The organism is Deinococcus arcticus, from assembly GCF_003028415.1.
In the GTDB taxonomy this organism is placed as follows: Bacteria; Deinococcota; Deinococci; order Deinococcales; family Deinococcaceae; genus Deinococcus; species Deinococcus arcticus.
Genome location: NZ_PYSV01000001.1, coordinates 116,555 through 133,200, shown reverse-complemented (window position 1 = coordinate 133,200; position 16,646 = coordinate 116,555). Strand labels below are relative to the sequence as shown.

At 67.4% G+C, this 16,646-nt stretch carries 13 protein-coding genes; 7 read left to right on the top strand and 6 right to left on the bottom strand.

What is annotated here, in order from left to right; genetic code table 11:
• Positions 1–513 precede the first annotated feature (513 nt).
• The 3 genes from C8263_RS00585 (at position 514) to C8263_RS00575 (ending at position 3,592) form a co-directional block, all read left to right on the top strand.
• A complete protein-coding gene (locus C8263_RS00585) occupies positions 514–1,689 on the top strand; it encodes an ABC transporter ATP-binding protein (RefSeq protein WP_107136155.1) in 1,176 nt (391 codons plus the stop codon).
• Between the two features lie 186 nt (positions 1,690–1,875).
• A complete protein-coding gene (locus C8263_RS00580; RefSeq protein WP_107136154.1) occupies positions 1,876–2,628 on the top strand; it encodes an ABC transporter substrate-binding protein in 753 nt (250 codons plus the stop codon).
• An 82-nt stretch (positions 2,629–2,710) separates the two neighbouring features.
• Positions 2,711–3,592, top strand: coding sequence for an amino acid ABC transporter permease (locus tag C8263_RS00575; protein ID WP_233218556.1), 882 nt, complete (start codon positions 2,711–2,713; stop codon positions 3,590–3,592).
• A gap of 73 nt (positions 3,593–3,665) precedes the next feature.
• On the opposite strand, the gene C8263_RS00570 is transcribed toward C8263_RS00575, so the two are convergent.
• The 3 genes from C8263_RS00570 to C8263_RS00560 all read right to left on the bottom strand — a co-directional run bounded on the left by C8263_RS00570 (position 3,666) and on the right by C8263_RS00560 (position 8,188).
• Positions 3,666–4,847 (bottom strand): AI-2E family transporter, encoded by a 1,182-nt coding sequence (locus C8263_RS00570; RefSeq protein ID WP_107136153.1) that lies wholly within the window; start codon positions 4,845–4,847, stop codon positions 3,666–3,668.
• A 137-nt stretch (positions 4,848–4,984) separates the two neighbouring features.
• Positions 4,985–7,141: a TRAP transporter permease gene (locus C8263_RS00565; protein ID WP_199188252.1), complete on the bottom strand. Its 2,157-nt coding sequence runs from the start codon at positions 7,139–7,141 to the stop codon at positions 4,985–4,987.
• Positions 7,142–7,222: 81 nt separating this feature from the next.
• Positions 7,223–8,188 (bottom strand): TAXI family TRAP transporter solute-binding subunit, encoded by a 966-nt coding sequence (locus C8263_RS00560; protein ID WP_107136151.1) that lies wholly within the window; start codon positions 8,186–8,188, stop codon positions 7,223–7,225.
• A 144-nt stretch (positions 8,189–8,332) separates the two neighbouring features.
• Between C8263_RS00560 and C8263_RS00555 the strand changes: the two genes are divergently transcribed.
• A complete protein-coding gene (locus tag C8263_RS00555) occupies positions 8,333–9,088 on the top strand; it encodes an amino acid ABC transporter ATP-binding protein (RefSeq protein ID WP_107136451.1) in 756 nt (251 codons plus the stop codon).
• A 546-nt stretch (positions 9,089–9,634) separates the two neighbouring features.
• Here the strand turns inward: C8263_RS00555 and C8263_RS00550 are convergent.
• A complete protein-coding gene (locus C8263_RS00550) occupies positions 9,635–10,861 on the bottom strand; it encodes an MFS transporter (protein WP_107136450.1) in 1,227 nt (408 codons plus the stop codon).
• A 97-nt stretch (positions 10,862–10,958) separates the two neighbouring features.
• Positions 10,959–11,894 (bottom strand): histone deacetylase family protein, encoded by a 936-nt coding sequence (locus tag C8263_RS00545; RefSeq protein WP_107136150.1) that lies wholly within the window; start codon positions 11,892–11,894, stop codon positions 10,959–10,961.
• A gap of 372 nt (positions 11,895–12,266) precedes the next feature.
• On the opposite strand from C8263_RS00545, the gene C8263_RS00540 reads away from it, so the two are divergent.
• The 3 genes from C8263_RS00540 to C8263_RS00530 all read left to right on the top strand — a co-directional run bounded on the left by C8263_RS00540 (position 12,267) and on the right by C8263_RS00530 (position 15,851).
• Positions 12,267–12,893 carry a Crp/Fnr family transcriptional regulator gene (locus C8263_RS00540; protein WP_107136149.1) on the top strand — a complete coding sequence of 209 codons (627 nt, stop codon included), beginning with the start codon at positions 12,267–12,269 and terminating at the stop codon, positions 12,891–12,893.
• A gap of 112 nt (positions 12,894–13,005) precedes the next feature.
• Positions 13,006–14,055 (top strand): DNA double-strand break repair nuclease NurA, encoded by a 1,050-nt coding sequence (locus tag C8263_RS00535; RefSeq protein ID WP_107136448.1) that lies wholly within the window; start codon positions 13,006–13,008, stop codon positions 14,053–14,055.
• 26 nt (positions 14,056–14,081) lie between these two features.
• Positions 14,082–15,851, top strand: coding sequence for an ATP-binding protein (locus C8263_RS00530; protein WP_107136449.1), 1,770 nt, complete (start codon positions 14,082–14,084; stop codon positions 15,849–15,851).
• 82 nt (positions 15,852–15,933) lie between these two features.
• Here the strand turns inward: C8263_RS00530 and C8263_RS00525 are convergent, their stop codons facing one another.
• Positions 15,934–16,632 (bottom strand): anti-sigma factor, encoded by a 699-nt coding sequence (locus C8263_RS00525; protein ID WP_107136148.1) that lies wholly within the window; start codon positions 16,630–16,632, stop codon positions 15,934–15,936.
• Positions 16,633–16,646: the final 14 nt, after the last annotated feature.

Sequence of the window (16,646 nt, the reverse complement as noted above, 5' to 3'; positions counted from 1 at the left end):
CGAGGCACGGTGTTCGCCGCTCGCTCTGCGGCGCCGCTGTCCCCGCCTGCTCGGTTGACCTGGGGCTTGGCAGCAAGTGACTTAGAAACGGGCAGTGGGGAGTGGGCTGTAGGAAGCGCGAACAACCCTGCTGCGTGCCCTCTCGCCGGCAAGCCTCTTATCATACGGACTGCCGTCCATTTCCGGAAATCCGCATTTGTTCCTGCTCCCTCCGGTCGAAAAAATTCCGTAACACATGACGGAATTTTTCGAAATCCGTATCAAACGACACCGTGCCGGCTCCGCGTGCCCCGTTCAGGGTCTGGGGCCGGCGCGCGTTTGAGCTCTGTCCTGTCTGTATCTTCCTTTGTGGCCGCGCTCTGGGGGCGTGGTAAGCTGCGCGTGTCAGCGCGGCGTCAGTGGAAACAAGGGGCATTCTCGTTCACGTACCCCGGTTATCCGAACCCGTCTTCTCCCCCACCGCTGGGGCGAAGCGCCACTCCCGGATAAGAGCAGGGGCGAAGGTAGGCACACATGGCAGACGTTGTTCTGGAGCACATCAACAAGCGCTACGGCACCAAGCACCACGCGGTGAAGGACTTTAACCTGCACATTCAGGACCGCGAATTCATGGTGTTCGTGGGGCCGTCGGGCTGCGGGAAGTCCACCACCCTGCGCATGATCGCGGGCCTGGAAGACATCAGCGAGGGCATTCTGAAAATCGGCGACCGCGTGGTCAACGACGTGCCGCCCAAGGACCGCGACATCGCCATGGTCTTCCAGAACTACGCGCTGTACCCGCACATGAATGTCTACGAGAACATGGCCTTTGGCCTGAAGCTGCGCAAGACCCCCAAGGCCGAGATTGACCGCCGGGTGCGCGAGGCCGCCAAGATTCTGCAGATTGAGCACCTGCTGGGCCGCAAGCCCAAGGAACTGTCGGGCGGGCAGCGCCAGCGCGTGGCGATGGGCCGCGCCATCGTGCGCGAGCCGAAAGTCTTTTTGATGGACGAGCCGCTGTCCAACCTCGACGCCAAGCTGCGCGTGGAGATGCGCTCGCAGATTTCCCAGCTGCACCGCCGTCTGGGCGCCACGATTGTGTACGTGACCCACGATCAGGTGGAAGCCATGACGCTGGGCAACCGCATCGTGGTGATGCGTGACGGCGTGATCATGCAGGTGGACACCCCCATGAACCTCTACGACTTCCCCCAGAACAAGTTCGTGGCGGGCTTTATCGGCAGCCCTTCCATGAACTTCCTGTCTGGCAAGGTCGTGAACGGCGAGTTCGTGATTGGCGAGAGCCGCGTCTCGGCCATGGGCCGCCTGGGCCAGAGCCTCAAGCCCTACGAGGGCAAGGACGTGCTGATGGGCATTCGCCCCGAGCACCTGGGTATGGTGGGCATGACCGATATTCCGCGCGGCGCCAACGTGCTGCGCGGGCAGGTGGTGGTGGTCGAGCCGCTGGGCGCCCAGACGGACCTGATCATCGAGGTGGCGGGCCAGAACATCACGGCCAAGGTGGAAGGGCAGGCCCATGTGGTGCCCGGCGACGCCATTGAGCTGGTGGTGGACCAGACCCGCCTGCACGCCTTTGACCCCACCACGGAAATGGCCATTGACCGGGGCACCCCGGCCGGCACCCGTGGCCAGGCCGATACCCCGGGCCTGGGCTATGAGTACGCGCCCAGTCACGCCACCACGTTCTAGGCACCCTGCCGCAGACGCCGCGCCCAGTGATCCGGGCGCGGCGTCTGTTCATGGGTCTGTGCATGGCGGCTTGGCCCCGGCCCGGGCGCCCGCAGGCGCTTAGGAATGCTTTAGAATCGGCGCACCCATGACCAGATGCCCCTGCGCCCCGCGCGCAGGCCAGACGGTTTTTTCCAAGGAGTGCCCATGAAAAAAACGTTGCTGTCCATCGCGGCCCTGACCCTTCTCGCTTCTGGCGCCCAGGCCCGCACCTGGGAAGCCATCAAGCAGTCCGGCACCATCAAGATTGCCACCGAGGGCGCGTTCCCGCCCTTCAACGTCCAGAAAGGCAAGGCGCTGACCGGCTTTGAAGTGGAACTGGCCGAGGCGCTGGCCAAGCAGCTGGGCCTGAAGGTGCAGTGGGTCGTTCAGCCCTTCGATGGCCTGCTGATTGGGCTGCAGCAGGACCGCTTTGACTTCGTGATTGCCAGCCACGGCATCACCCCGGAGCGCGCCAAGGCCGTGGACTTCGCCAACCCGCACTACTGCACGGGCGGCACCATTGTGAGCATGAAAGGTGGCCCCAGGACGGCCGCCGACCTGAAGGGCAAAGTGGTGGCCGTGCAGGTGGGCACCACCTACCTGTCGGGCGTGCAGAAGCTGCCGGGCGTCAAGCCCCTGGTGTTCCCCAAAGACACCGATGCCCAGACGGCCCTGATGGCGGGCCGCGCCGCTGCCTGGGTGGGCGACAAGTTCACCGGCCTGGACCTGGTCAAGGCGCAGAAGGGCAAGCTGCAGCAGGGCGACATGCTGTTCAGCGAGCGCATTGGCATGGCCGTGAAAAAGGGCAACAGTGGCCTGCTCAAAGAGCTGAACGCCGCGCTGGCCAAGGCCCTGGCCAACGGCACCTACGCCAAGATCAGCAACAAGTACTTTGGGCAGGACATCCGCTGCAAATAACCCTGGTTTGTGGCCCGGCCACCCCCCCGGGCAGACCGGGGCAGGCCGGGCCAGAGCATCCACTGCAAAGTCGAGGCGCTGAGTGACTCTGAAATCCCGTTCTGCGCGGCCGGCGGCTGGCGGGGGCAATCTGGCCCTCTGGCTGCTGGGCGCCGCAGTGTCTTTTCTGGTGCTGTTCTGGCTGATCACGCAGATCCTCCGGCAGCCGTTCCTGCCCCCAACCATCCGCGAAAATGCCGCCCTGTTCGTGGAAGGCGCCCAGGTCACGCTGTATCTCACGCTGATCAGTGGCGTGATCGGGCTGGTGCTGGGCGTGCTGCTGGGGCTGGGCAAGATGGCGAACAGTCCCCTGCTGGCCTCGTCAGCCAGCCTGCCGGGCCGGCTGCTGCGCGGCGCCGTGGCCCTGGTGTGCAATTTCCTGATCTGGATTGTCCGGGGCACGCCCCTGTACGTGCAGCTCCTCTTTGCCTACTACGCGCTGCCGGAAATCCTGCCGCCCTACAAGGCGCTGCTCACCTGGGCCGATACCCTGAACCTTATTCCCTCTATTCCGGTCATGTCAGTCTTTGTGGCCGCCATTGTGGCGCTGTCCATGAACGTGGCGGCCTACAACGCCGAGGTGATCCGGGGGGGCATTCAGGGCGTGCCCCGGGGGCAGGGCGAAGCGGCGCGCTCCCTGGGCCTGAGCACCTTTCAGGCCATGTCCACCGTCATTCTGCCGCAGGCCCTGCGCCTGAGCCTACCGGCGCTGGTGAACAACATCGTGGCCCTGCTCAAGGACTCGTCGCTGGCGGCCGTGATTGGCGTCACGGAACTGGCCAAGATTGCCGATCAGGTGCGTTCCTCGACCTTTCAGCCTATTCCGGCGCTGGCGGTGGCGGCCTGCGTGTATCTGGCCCTCACGACGGTGCTGACCCTCTTTACCGACCAGCTGGAAAAGCGGGTCAAGATCGCTTCCCGCTGACCCTGTTCCCCTGAAGGCGCGCCCACCTGAGCCCGGGCGCGCCTTCATTGCGACTCCAGGAGTTTGTCCGCCGCTACTGGCCGTCCACTGGCGCGGGCATCCCCTTTTCGCCCCGGTAGAGATTACTGCGCAGCCAGTAGCGCTCGGTCCAGCGCTTGAGCAGGATGGACAGGGGAATAGCCAGAATGGCGCCCACCACGCCTGCCAGTGCCAGCCCCACCAGCAGGGCAATCAGCACGGCGGCCGGGCTCAGGTGGGCGCTGCGGCCCATGATGATGGGGCCGATCACGTTGCCCAGGAGCTGGTTGAGCAGGAAATACAGCACGGCCACCGCGCCCACCTTCCCTGAACCCTGCGGAATGGCCTCCAGCATGGGCAGCGCCGCCGCCGCCACGATGCCCAGGTACGGCACCAGATTCAGCAGGGCGCTCAGCAGGCCCAGGGCCAGCGCGTTGGGAATCCCCAGCGCCAGCAGGCCCCCCGTGGCCAGCACCGCGCAGCTGAGCGTGGTGAGCAGCGAGCCGCGCAGGAACAGGCCAAAGCTCTCGCTGATGTCCTCGGTCAGGGTGTACAGCGTGGGCTGCCAGCGCCGGGGAAACAGGTTCATGACCGCGTGCCCGAAGCGCTGGTACTCGAACATGAAATACAGGGCCAGCGTGATGATAAAGGCCACCTGCCCCAGCCAGCCCACCAGGCTGCTCAGGGTACCCAGCACGTCGGGGCCAGAATTCACCAGGCGTTCCAGTAAGGGCCCGGTGTCGGCCGTCAGCCGGGCGGTCTGCTCATCAATGGTGCGGGTCAGGCTCTCGCGCAGGCCCGCCGTGCCCGGCACCCGCGCCAGCCAGTCCAGCACGGTGTTCAGCAGGTTTTTCAGGTTCAGGCTCAGGTAGGGCAGGCTTTCTACCAGCCCGCGCAGCTGAGCGGTCAGGGTGGCCACCAGCAGGGTCAGCAAGCCCGCGAACAGCGTGACCAGTACCAGTACCCCCACGCCCCGGCCAATGCGGCGCCGTTCCAGCCACGCCAGCATGGGGTTGACCAGAAAGGCCAGAGCGTAGGCCACCGCCACCGTCACAATCACGCTGGCCAGCGTGTGGGTCATCCAGCTCAGCACCCGCAGCGCCAGCAGGCCCAGCAGCAGGTAGGCCAGCAGGCGCGTCACCGGCCAGCCCCAGAGCCGGCGCAGCAGTTCAGGCACAGAAGAAGCGTCGCGCAGGGCGCGCAGCGGGGCGCGGGAGCCCGGGTCAGGAAGGGTCACGTGCCTATGGTGACAGCTTGGGCCGGCAGATGCGCGCCCCAGGCGGGACACCCGGGCCCAGGGGGCAGGCAAGGTGCTGGCCCGCAGAACCTGAAAACACCCTGGCCATGGAGCCAGGGTGCCACGCGGACAGAGTTTCAGGCGGCCAGCGGGGCCTGGGCCGGCGGCTCGCGGCGACTGCCGGCCTTTTGCCAGAAGTAGACCAGGGCCAGCAGGCCCAGGGCGCCCAGGTTCCAGATCAGGCTGGTGGGGATAATCAGAATGAACGAGGCCACCAGCAGCAGCAGCGTCTGCAGCAGGTTGGTGCGGCGGTGCAGGAAACGCAGGGTGGCCGCGCTGAACGCCACGAGACCAATAAAGGCGAACAGCACCATGGGCAGGGCCTCGGTCCAGCCAATGCCGTTCAGGCGGCCACCGGCAATCAGCAGCAGTTGCGGGTTAAAGAACATCATGTAGGCCAGCAGGGCCGTGCGCAACTCGTATTGAAACGCCTGCACGCCGGTGGCCACCGGATTGCCCCCGCTGATGGCCGCCGCCGCGAACGCCGCCAGCGCCACCGGCGGCGTGGAATCGGCCATGATGCCGAAGTAAAAGACGAACATATGCACCGGCAGCATCTGCGCGGGGTTGGAAGTGTCCAGGCCCGCGATGGTGGCGATGATGGGCACGATCAGGGCGCTCATGAGGATGTAATTGGCGGTGGTGGGCAGGCCCATGCCCAGCACCAGGGCAATGAGCTGCGCCATGACCAGCACGATCAGGATGGCGCCGAAGGTGGCCACCTGCGCCCCGAACAGGCCGCCCAGCAGGGCCCGGAACCCTTCGCTGACCGCCTGCACCACCTCGGCCATGCCAAAGCCCAGCCCCGTGATGGTCACGATGCCCACGATGATGCCCGCCGCCGCCGTGGCGATGGCAATGCCGATCATGGACCGGGCGCCGGCCTCGAAAGCTTCGATGATCTTGCGCCCGCCGTCCAGCAGGCCGCGCCCGGCCCCGCGCCCATCGCGGGCCGCCAGCACCGCCTCCTGCACGAACATCATCACCAGCATCAGCAGAATGGTGTTCAGGGCCACGCGCTCGGGGGTGGCTTCGGGGTTGGCTGTCAGCGTGCCAATCAGGTAGCCCAGCGGCAGCAGGTAATGCCAGCCCGAAGCGAAGGCCGAGCGCACCCGGGGCAATTCGCTACGCGGAATGCCCTTCAGGCCCAGCTTCAGGGCCTCGATGTGCGAGACCACCAGCAGCGCGCCGTAACACAGAAAGGCCGGAATGGCCGCCGCCAGGATCAGGGTGCGGTACTCGATGTTCAGGTTCTGGGCCATGATGAACGCCGCCGCGCCCATCACCGGGGGCATCAGCTGGCCGTTGGAGCTGCTGGCCACTTCAATGGCCCCGGCCTTTTCACGGCTGTAGCCGGTGCGGATCATGGTGCCAATGGTGATGTTGCCGCCCGTGACCACGTTGGACACCGAGCTGCCGGAAATGATGCCGTTCAGGCCGCTGCTGACGATGCTGGCCTTGGCCGCCCCGCCCCGGAAGCCCCCCAGCAGGCCCTGGGCCACGCGCATGAACCACTCGCCCGCGCCCAGCTTGTCGAACAGGGCGCCGAACAGCACGAACAGAAAGACAATCTGGGCACTGACGCCCAGCGCGGTGCCGAAGATGCCCTCGGTGTTGGTGGCCAGCTGGCCCATCAGCTGCGGCCAGGTGTAGCCGTTGTGAAAAGGCGTCTGAATGGCCGGAATCAGGCCCTTGGCGCCCATGAAGGCGAAGAGAATAAAGGCCGCCGAGATCAGCGGCATGGCCAGGCCAATGGTGCGCCACGCGCTGAGCAGCAGCAGCACCACCAGCCCGCTGCCCGCCAGCAGATCCAGCGGCACGTCGCCCCGGATGCCGCCGTTGTTGGCAATGTCCACGTACTCCACCACGAAGTACAGGGCGCTGCCGGTAGCGGCCAGCCCCAGCAGCCAGTCGCCCCAGGGCACGCGGGTTTGCGGCCGGCCCGGCGTCTTGCGAAACGGAAACACCAGGAAGGCCAGTGCAAAGGCGAAGGCCAGATGCACCGCGCGCAGGGTGGTGGGCACCAGCGTGCCTTCCCAGGCCGCGTACATCTGAAACAGGCACCAGCCCACGGCCAGCAGGGTCACCAGCGTTTTCTGCCAGCCCTGCACCTTGCGCCCGCCGGTTTCGGCCGCCTCGACGATTTCCAGGGCGCGGCGCTCACCCTCGGTCATCACAGTGCCCGGAGGGGTCAATGCAGGGTCGGTACTCAGGGGTCTTGTGGGGTCACTCATGCGGTCCTCACTGTTGAACAAAGGCGAAGGGGCCAGCCCCAAGGTGACGCGGCTGGCCCCGGATATCCGCCGAATGCGGCGTTAGCGGACGGTAACGCCCTTCTCGCGGAAGAACTTCACGGCGCCCGGGTGCAGCGGGGCAGGCAGGCCCTTGACGGCCTTGTCGTAGGCGAAGTTGGTGGCGAGGCTGGGGTGCAGGCCGCGCACCGCGCCCTCGTTGGCGAACACCGCTTTCATGGTGCGGTACACCGCGTCGTCGCTGACGGCGGTGCTGGCAACCAGGGTGGCCTGCACGGCGACACTGGGAATGGTGGCGCCCACGCCCTTGTAGCTCTTGGCGGGAATGTTGAAGCGCACGTAGAAGGGGTATTTCTTGAGCAGGCTGGCCGCCTGGTTGCCGCTGACCGGCACCATGGCCACATCCACCGTCTGGGCAATCTGGCTGATGGCGCTGGCGCCCACGCCCACGGTGTAGAACAGCGCGTCGGCGCGCTTATCCTGCATCAGGGTGATGCCCTGGGCGGGCGAGACACGCAGGGCCTGGCCCAGATCGTCAAAGCCCAGGCCGTAGGCTTCCAGCACCTGCCGAGCGGTCAGCTCGGTGCCCGAGCCCAGGTCGCCGATCACCACGCGCTTGCCCTTCAGGTCGGCAATGGAGCGGATGCCGCTGTCCTTGCGGGCCACCACATGCAGCACTTCGGGGTACAGCACGGCCAGGGTGCGCAGCTTGGTGTTGGCCTTGCCCTGGAAGGCCTGCAGGCCGGTGCCCTTGTAGGCGTAATACACCACGTCGTTCTGGGCGATGGCGGCGTCCAGCTCACCGCTGGCGATGGCCTGCATGTTGAACACGCTGCCGCCCGTGGAGCGGGCGTTGGCGCGCAGGCCGTCGCCGGCGTCGTTGATCATCTTGGCCATGCCGGTGGCCACCGGGAAATACACGCCCGTGGTGCTGCCCGAACCGATGGTCAGAAAGGTGGTGCCCTGGGCCAGGGCCACAGCGGTGGTGCCCAGCAGCAGGGCAGCGGCAATCTTGGTCTGCGTCTTCATGGAATCGTCCTCCGCCTCGGCGCCCAGGGCCTGTGCCCTGAACCCTGAATGATGAATGCGCGGATGGTACCACAGCCGCTCTGGCCCGCCCGCAGCGCCCCTTTGGGCCTGCCCACCCTGCGGCGCACGTACTACAGTGGGGCCATGACGCCAGGCCCGCTCGCCGCTGCCCCCATGATTGACGTCCGGGACGTTCACAAGCACTTTGGGACCTTTCATGCCCTGCGCGGGGTCAGCCTGAGCGTGCGCCCCGGCGAGGTTGTGGTGGTCATTGGGCCCTCGGGCAGCGGCAAGAGCACTTTTATCCGCACCATCAACGCGCTTGACCCCCACGACCAGGGGCAGATCACGGTGGACGGTATTCCCCTCAACGGCCGCCAGAATCTGGACGCCATTCGCCGGGAAGTGGGCATGGTGTTTCAGAGTTTCAATCTCTTTCCGCACCTGACCGTGCTGGAGAACATCACCCTGGCGCCCACCCGCGTGCGCAAGACCAGCCGCGCCGACGCCGAGGCGCGCGGCCTGGAGTTGCTGCGCCGCGTGGGCATTGAGGAACAGGCCCACAAGTACCCGGCCCAGCTGTCCGGCGGCCAGCAGCAGCGCGTGGCGATTGCCCGCGCGCTGGCCATGGACCCCAAGGTGATGCTGTTTGACGAGCCCACCAGCGCCCTGGACCCCGAGATGATCAAGGAAGTGCTGGACGTGATGAAGGAACTGGCCCGCAGCGGCATGACCATGCTGGTGGTGACCCACGAGATGGGCTTTGCCCGCGAGGTGGCCGACCGCATTCTGTTTTTTGACCAGGGCGCGATTGTGGAAGATACGACCCCGGAGGCCTTTTACCAGAACCCCCAGCACGAGCGGGCGAAGGCGTTTCTGGGGAAGATTCTGGGGCACTAAGTCGCTCGCTGTTGATCTTTAGATCAACCGAGCGGAGCGAGTCTCGAAAAAAGGACGTTGCACCGGGAGTGGAGACTTTGCGGTGCTCTCCTGCAAAGTCGTAACGTGAGGTGCAACGTCCTTAAGAGCAACTCCTCCTACGTCAACTGGTCAAGAAGGGCTCGGGGCCGCCCCCGAGCCTGGGGCCACCCAACGCGGGCAGGGCCCATGGCTCCCCAGCAACGTCACGGGTCCAGGCGTCCAGAAATCCAGAGGGCCAGTTGCACCGCCCCCGAGCCGGGTGCGGGAAGCCGGGCGCGGGGCGCGGGGAAAAGGTGCGTCAGCTGGAAGAGATCTCCTGCGGATTCCGTCCATTTCCGTAACATCCGGGAAAGAGCCGGATGTTCCCCGCCTTCGGCGCTGTTCCAGCCCAATTCCCGGAAATCCGCCTCTTTTCCTCCTCCCTCCGGTCGGGAAAATTTCGTAACGTGTTACGAAATTTTCCGGAAGCCGTATCCCCTCCCCCCGATGACCAGCCCCGCCCGTCACCGCCCGCCCCCCGCCTCTTCACGCATCCCGCCGCAGCCAGCCGCAGCGCCACCACGCCGCCGCGCACAGCAGGGCGCTCAGCACGAACACCGGGCCGTAGCCCAGGCCATCGGCCAGCAGGCCTGCCGCCACTGGCGTGAACAGGGCGGCGCCCACCAGCGTGTTCAGCGTGCCGATATAGCGGCTGCGGGCGTGTTCCGGGGCAATGTTGAGCAGGTGATTGGTGTGGCCCAGATTGAAGCCCTGGTTCGCCACGCTGGACAGCAGAAACACGCCCAGGTACGCCCAGGCGCTCAGGCCCAATACCCCCACGGTCAGGGCCCACAGCGGTGCCAGCCCGGCAAAGACCGTGGCGTAGCGGATCAGGCGGCGCGAGCCCTTGCGTTCGGCCACGCGGCGCCACACCACGTTGGACAGGGGCGCGGCGCCGGTCAGGGCCATCACGAACACCCCCAGGGCGGCCGGCGCGTAATTCAGCTCTCGCAGGGCGTAGACCGCGAAGAAGGGCTCGGCCATGCTGCCGGCCGCCAGCAACAGGCGCACGTTCAGAAAGGCGCGGAAATGCCCGTCGCGCAGCGTCTCGGGAATGGCGCGCAGTTCGGCGCGGGTACCGTGGGGTGACTGCGGCGGGTCGGCGGGCTCGTCAACCCGGCCAAAAATCCAGTAGCCGAAGGTAAAGGCGGCGGTGCCCAGGGCAAAGATCAGGGCGTAGTTCAGTGGAAAAGCCAGGTCCGAACCCAGGATGGCGCGCACCAGCAGCCCCGCGCCAAACGCCAGCAGGCCGCCGTACAGGTTGCGGGTGGCAAAGAAGCGCGGGCGCCGCTCCGGGGTCACGGTCTTGCTGACCACTTCCAGAAACGGCAGCCCCGAGACCCCGGAGGCCAGAGCGTTCAGGCTCATGGCCAGAATGAACAGCGTGAGGCACAGCGCGGGCTGGTGGCTCAGTAGCGCGGCGGTCAACACCATCGCCACGTAGGTGGCGGTGCGCACCAGCGCCGCCGAGCGGTACACCGGCAGCTTGTACGGCAGGGCGCGCACCCGGGCAGCCACCAGCAGCTGAGGCAGCATCCAGCCGCCAGCGGCAATGGCGGGCAGCAGGCCAATCACCCAGTTGGGCGCGCCCAGCTTGGCCGCAAAGGCCGTGACCACCACCGACACGCTGAGAAAGCCGTCGCCCAGAAACACCGCCCAGCCGTTGGCAATACCCAGGCGTTCGTTGCGGTTCCAGGGAGCGCGGGCCGACATGCGGCGCATTATCCGCCTGAGGGTTCAACGTTGATCGGATACGAGGGACGGTGGGGGAATGGTGGAGCGCTGATGGTTGAAGGAAGGGCGGTTTCTCCTACCCCAGCACCTCCAGGCCGTCGAGCACCACGCTGGCGTGGGCCTGCACGGTCAGGGCGTGGTCCCTGTTGTAGCCGCCGGCCATCATGGTGACCACCGGGATGTCAGCGGCCCTGGCCCAGCGCAACACCGCGCGGTTGCGTTCGCGCACGCCGGCCAGCGTCAGGGCAAAGCGGCCAAAGCGGTCGCCCGCCAGCACATCCACCCCGGCAAGGTACAGCAGCAGATCCGGGCGAAAGGCGTCCAGGGCCGGCAGCACTTGGGCGCGCAGCACCGCCAGATACTCGGCGTCGGTCACGCCGTCACCCAGGCCAAGGTCCAGCGAGGACTGTTCCTTGCGAAAAGGATAGTTGCGCTCACCGTGAACCGACAGGGTAAAGGCGCGCGCCTCCCCGGCCAGCAGCGCCGCCGTGCCGTTGCCCTGGTGGACGTCCAGGTCCAGCACCGCCACCCGCCGGGCCAGGCCCCGGTCCAGCGCGTGCCGGGTCAGCAGCGCGGCGTCGTTCAGCAGGCAGAACCCCTCGGCGCGGTCGGCGAAGGCGTGGTGGGTGCCGCCCGCCAGATTGGCGCCCCAGCCCACGGCCAGGGCGTCGTGCAGCGCCGCCAGCGAGCCCCCAGCCGCCCGGCGGGCCCGCTCCACCACGCCGGGGCTCCAGGGCAGCCCGAAGGCGCGTTCCTCGGCCGCGCTCACCTCGCCCCGGCGCCAGCGCCGCAGCCAGTGGGGGTCGTGCACCTGCGCGGCGTCGGCCCAGGCCAGAGCCGGCGTGTCCAGCACGGGCAGGTGCGCCGAAAGCAGCTGCCGCACCCCCTCGTATTTGTAGGCGGGAAAGCGGTGGCCATCGGGCAGTGGAAAGGTGAAAGCAGCGGGGCTCCAGGCCCGGTACGGGTGGGCGGTCACGCCCCCAGTGTGGCGCGCAGGACTGAAGGGCACCATTGCCTGCCGCGCATTTTCACCTGGGGGCTGGAAGGCAGCTGCACAGTCCAGCCAGGAACAGTCTGGGCACAAAGCGGTGCGGGGAGGGCACCGGCAACCTTCCCGGCAAGGCCGGGCCAGCGCCGGTAGGGGGCAAGCCCGCCGCGCCAGCCTCTCTCTGAACGATTGACCAAGCTGCGCCAGGACCAGGAGCTGACACGCCGCCCGGGAGGCCGGTGTCAGAATGCGGCAGACCCCCCAGAGCGCTTGACCAAAACACTTGGTTGACTTTTTAAATTGTGTTCCGGGAACGTTTCAACCTTGTACAAGGGTTGTACAGTGCAGCCACCTCAGCCGTCCCCCCTGCCGCCTGCCTGACCTCAAGGAGCGCCCATGACCTACGTTGCCACCGCCACCCAGCCGATTCCCGCCGACCTGCACCGCACCGTGCGCCGGGGTCAGACGCTGTACTACGCGGGAGACAGTGCTCCCAGCCTCTACCGCCTGGACAGTGGGCTGATGCGCGCTGTGCGCCTGACCCCACAGGGCCGCAACCTCACGGTGCGCCACATTCGTCCCGGCGACATTTTTGGTGAGGAGTGCCTGCAGGGCCAGAGCCGGGGGCATCAGGTGGTGGCCCTGACCGACGCCGTGCTGACCCCCATTCACCCCGAGCACCTGGGTGCCGCCGAGCTGTGGGACCTGACCCGCAGCCTGGGCGCGCAGCTGCAGCGCATGATGACCGACGGTGTTCATATTCAGGACGGCGATCTGCGCGAGCGCATTGCCCGCTACCTGCTGAATCTGGCCGACAGCACTCTGGGCGGGCAGCACGCCGACGGCACCCGCTATGTACGCGCCACCCACGAACTGATTGCCGAGGGCACCGGCGCCACCCGCGAGAGCGTGAGCAAGCTGATTGGCGAGATGCGTGACGACGGGCTGCTGAGCCCCGCCTACCGCTGCCTGACCCTGACTGATGAAGAGGGTCTGCGCCTGCTGAGCGGTTACCACGGCTAAGCCGCGTGCGCTCCGGGCCGCCCCTTTGTGGGGCGGTTTTCTGTTGTTCAGCCCTGCTGTTCCACGGCGCACCTGCACGGCCGCATTCTGCCCAGCGCGTAGAATGCCCGGCATGCGCATTCGTCTGGACCCCTGGCCTGTGGACACTTTTGAAGGACAGCTGACCTTAAAACCCTTCGCCGGCCTGGTCTTCGACGTGGAAACGGATCGCTGGGCAGCTGTACCCACGCGCGGCATTCCAGGGTCGCTGCGCGAGGTGGTGGTGGTGGACGGCAAGCCGCGCATGGAAGCCCGCCTGCTGATGGATGACGAGGCGGGCGAACTGCACCTGGCCGCATTTGGGGCTTACGTGGTGGGCGCCGTGAGCCTGTGCCCCCACGGCACCCGGCAGGCCGAGTTGCAGGGCGTGCGGGCCCGCCGGGTGCTGGCCTACAGTGCGGACGTGCCGCTGGAACCCACGCGGCTCAGTCCCCTGAACCCGCACACCGGCGTACTGGACTACGAACCGCACGCCTTTCGCGGGCGCCAGGTGGAAGGGCCGCGCGGGCAGGTCCAGCGCCTGATGCTGGATGACGAACACGCCCTGAGCCAGCACTACGCCTCTGCCATGCCGCAGGAGGAGGGCGAAACCGACGCCCTGCCCGAAACGCTGGTGCTGCAGGATGGTCCAGTGCGTCTGGGGCGGGGCGGCAGCGCCGTGGTGGGCTACGTGAAAACCCTGCACACCGACTATCTGGGCGCCGACCGCATCGGTCTGCTGAGCGAGCTGAGGTGCGGGGAACGGACTCCTATTCTGCGTTTCCGGGTGGGCGACCGGGGCGGGCAGGTCAGTGACGCCGAGGGCCGCGAGCAGCGCTTCACGTGGTACGTGCGCCTGTGCGACGCGCCGTTTTACCAGCACCCACTGGCGGGCATCATGCGGCTGGAAATGCATGCACCGGAAGACAGCGCCTTTGTGCCCCGCGCCGTGCAGTCGGTGGCCGATCTATCGGGCGCCCTGCTGCACCGGCTGGGCAGCAAACTGCACAAAGATGCCCGCGCGCCGCAGAACCTGATTCCCACCGCCGCCCTGGAACACGCCATGAGCCGCTCCATGGGCAGCCTGGAACTGGTCACGCGGCGCATTCGCGCCCACCTGGTCGGTCAGGGGGTCCTGGCGTGAGCACCAGCCCTGTGGACCGCATTGGCATGGTGCTGGGCACCGAGGACGCCACGCCCGTGGCCTTCTGGTTCTCGGTCCTGCCGGGCGCCAGCGTGCAGATGGACGATCTGGTGGCGGTGCGCACCCGCAAGCCCGACGGCTCGGCGGTGCAGTTTTACGGCATCGTGGACCATGTGCGCACCCGGCACGAGGGCGTGAGCTTTGACAGCGACGTGCAGGACGTGGTGGCCGGACTGCTGCCGGCCAGCGTGAGCTACGCGGCGCGCGTGCTGGTCACCCGCGTGGACCCCGAGGATTTCATTCCCCCCCAGCCCGGCGACGAGGTGAGGCACGCCACCGGCGAGAGCCTGCGCCTGGCCCTCAGCGCTGACAAGATGGACTATGCCTTTGCCGGCGGGCTGCTGGCCGACGGGCAGGTGCTGCCGGTGAACTACCAGTTCGTGAACGGGGAATCCGGGGGGCACATCAACATCAGCGGGATTTCGGGAGTGGCCACCAAGACCAGTTACGCGCTCTTTCTGCTGCATTCCATCTTCCGGGGCGGCGTGCTGAACACGCGCGGCGAGGGCCACAACACCCGCGCGCTGATTTTCAACGTCAAGGGCGAGGACCTGCTGTTTCTGGACCAGCCCAACCGCCGCGTGGCCGACAAGGAAGGCACCGTGCAGGGGCGCAAGGGCTGGGCGCAGGGCCGCTACGCCCGGCTGGGCCTGCCGGTCGAACCCTTCCGCGACGTGCAGTTTCTGGCGCCCCCCAGGCCCGGCGCCGGGGCCATCGTGCCAGATGTGGAGCAGCGCGCCGCCGGGGTGGTGCCGTTCGTGTTTACCCTGCGCGAATTTGCCGCCGGGCGCATGCTGCCCTACGTGTTCAGCGACGCCGCAGCCAGCCTGAACCTGGGCTTCGTGATTGGCAATGTGGAGGAAAAGCTGGCGCGACTGGCGGGCAGCGACACCACACCGTACCTGACCGTGGAAGACTGGCAACCTGAACAGGACGTGTTGCTGGATGAGAACGTGCGCTTTGACGAACTGGGCAAGACACGCCTGGAAACCTTCTCGCAGCTCATCGCCTACCTGGAATTCAAACTGCTGGACCAGAACGACGGCGAGGGCGACCCGAAGTGGGTGCTCAAGCAGAATCAGGGCACGCTGCGCGCCTTTATCCGCCGCCTGCGGGGAGTGCAAAAGCACCTCTCACCGCTGGTGCGCGGGGACCTCAGCCCGCAGCAGGCACAGGGCTACCGCCCGGACCTGCTGAGAAAAGGCATCCAGACCACGGTGGTGGATATCCACAAGCTGGGCGCCCACGCCCAGGGCTTCGTGGTGGGCGTGCTGCTGCGCGAGCTGTTCGAGCATAAGGAAAAGTATGGCCGCCAGGACACCATTTTCGTGGTGCTGGACGAGCTGAACAAGTACGCCCCGCGTGAGGGCAGCAGCCCCATCAAGGACGTGCTGCTGGACATCGCCGAGCGTGGCCGCTCGCTGGGCATCATCCTGATCGGCGCGCAGCAGACTGCCAGCGAGGTGGAGCGGCGCATTGTGTCCAACGCGGCCATCCGCGTGGTGGGGCGCCTGGACCTGGCCGAGGCCGAGCGCCCCGAATACCGCTTTCTGCCCCAGAGCTTTCGCAGCCGCGCCGGGATTCTGCAGCCCGGCACCATGCTGGTGAGCCAGCCGGACGTGCCCAACCCGGTGCTGGTGAATTACCCCTTTCCGGCCTGGGCCACCCGCAAGGACGAGGTGGATGACCTGGGTGGCCGCGCCGCGCAGGACGTGGCCGAAGACTGGCTGCGGTAATCCGGGCCAGCCGAACACAAGGGGGCCCGCCCTGCCCCAGTGGACAGGCGCGGGCCCCAGGACCAGCAGCGAAGGAAACGGTTTACAGTGCCTGCACCAGCAGGGGCGTGGTGGTGGGCTGCGGGCTGCCGCCGGGAGGTTCCACGCTGACCGCCACCGTCTGCCCGGCCTGGGCGCCCTGCCACTGAATCTCCTGCCCGCTGAAGACCCCCACCGACACCGGCTGCCCATTTTCCAGGCGCCACAGCTGATACACCCGGCCCGCCGGCGCCGGGGTGTTCAGGCGGGCGTAGGCGCGGCCATCGGGCAGGCGTATCAGCTCGCCCGCAGCGGCGCCGTCAGCCGGTGCCAGGGCGGTCACCACGGCGCCCGGCGCGGCGCGGAAGTCGCCCAGCAAATCGGCCGGGGGCGCGGGCCGCAGCAGCAGCACCCCGGCGGCCAGGGCCGCGGCCAGCCCCAGCGCACCCAGCACGGGCGCCAGCGAGCGGCGCGGCTTCGGCGGCAGCTGAACAGGCGCTGGCCCGGGCGCACTGGGCTCAACCTGCACTGCCTGGGCCGGGCTCTCCCCGGCACGGACGCGGGCCATCAGGCGGTCCAGCGCGCCTTCGGGCACCTCGGCGGGGGGCAGACTGTCGGGGAGGCGGTGCAGCGTGTCCAGGTCCTCGCTGTACGCCGCCTGCAGGGCCGGGTCAGCGTTCAGGGCGGCGCGCACACGCACTTCCTCCTCGGCGCTCAGCAGCCCCAGCGCCAGGCTGACCAGATCTTCACGGTTGACGTTCACAGCAATTCACCTGC

Coding starts and splice junctions, on each gene's coding strand:
- C8263_RS00585 (WP_107136155.1), top strand. CDS start 514: ATGGCAGACGTTGTTCTGGAGCACATCAACAAGCGCTACGGCACCAAG.
- C8263_RS00580 (WP_107136154.1), top strand. CDS start 1,876: ATGAAAAAAACGTTGCTGTCCATCGCGGCCCTGACCCTTCTCGCTTCT.
- C8263_RS00565 (WP_199188252.1), bottom strand. CDS start 7,141: ATGAGTGACCCCACAAGACCCCTGAGTACCGACCCTGCATTGACCCCT.
- C8263_RS00560 (WP_107136151.1), bottom strand. CDS start 8,188: ATGAAGACGCAGACCAAGATTGCCGCTGCCCTGCTGCTGGGCACCACC.
- C8263_RS00555 (WP_107136451.1), top strand. CDS start 8,333: ATGACGCCAGGCCCGCTCGCCGCTGCCCCCATGATTGACGTCCGGGAC.
- C8263_RS00550 (WP_107136450.1), bottom strand. CDS start 10,861: ATGTCGGCCCGCGCTCCCTGGAACCGCAACGAACGCCTGGGTATTGCC.
- C8263_RS00545 (WP_107136150.1), bottom strand. CDS start 11,894: ATGGTGCCCTTCAGTCCTGCGCGCCACACTGGGGGCGTGACCGCCCAC.
- C8263_RS00540 (WP_107136149.1), top strand. CDS start 12,267: ATGACCTACGTTGCCACCGCCACCCAGCCGATTCCCGCCGACCTGCAC.
- C8263_RS00535 (WP_107136448.1), top strand. CDS start 13,006: ATGCGCATTCGTCTGGACCCCTGGCCTGTGGACACTTTTGAAGGACAG.
- C8263_RS00530 (WP_107136449.1), top strand. CDS start 14,082: ATGGTGCTGGGCACCGAGGACGCCACGCCCGTGGCCTTCTGGTTCTCG.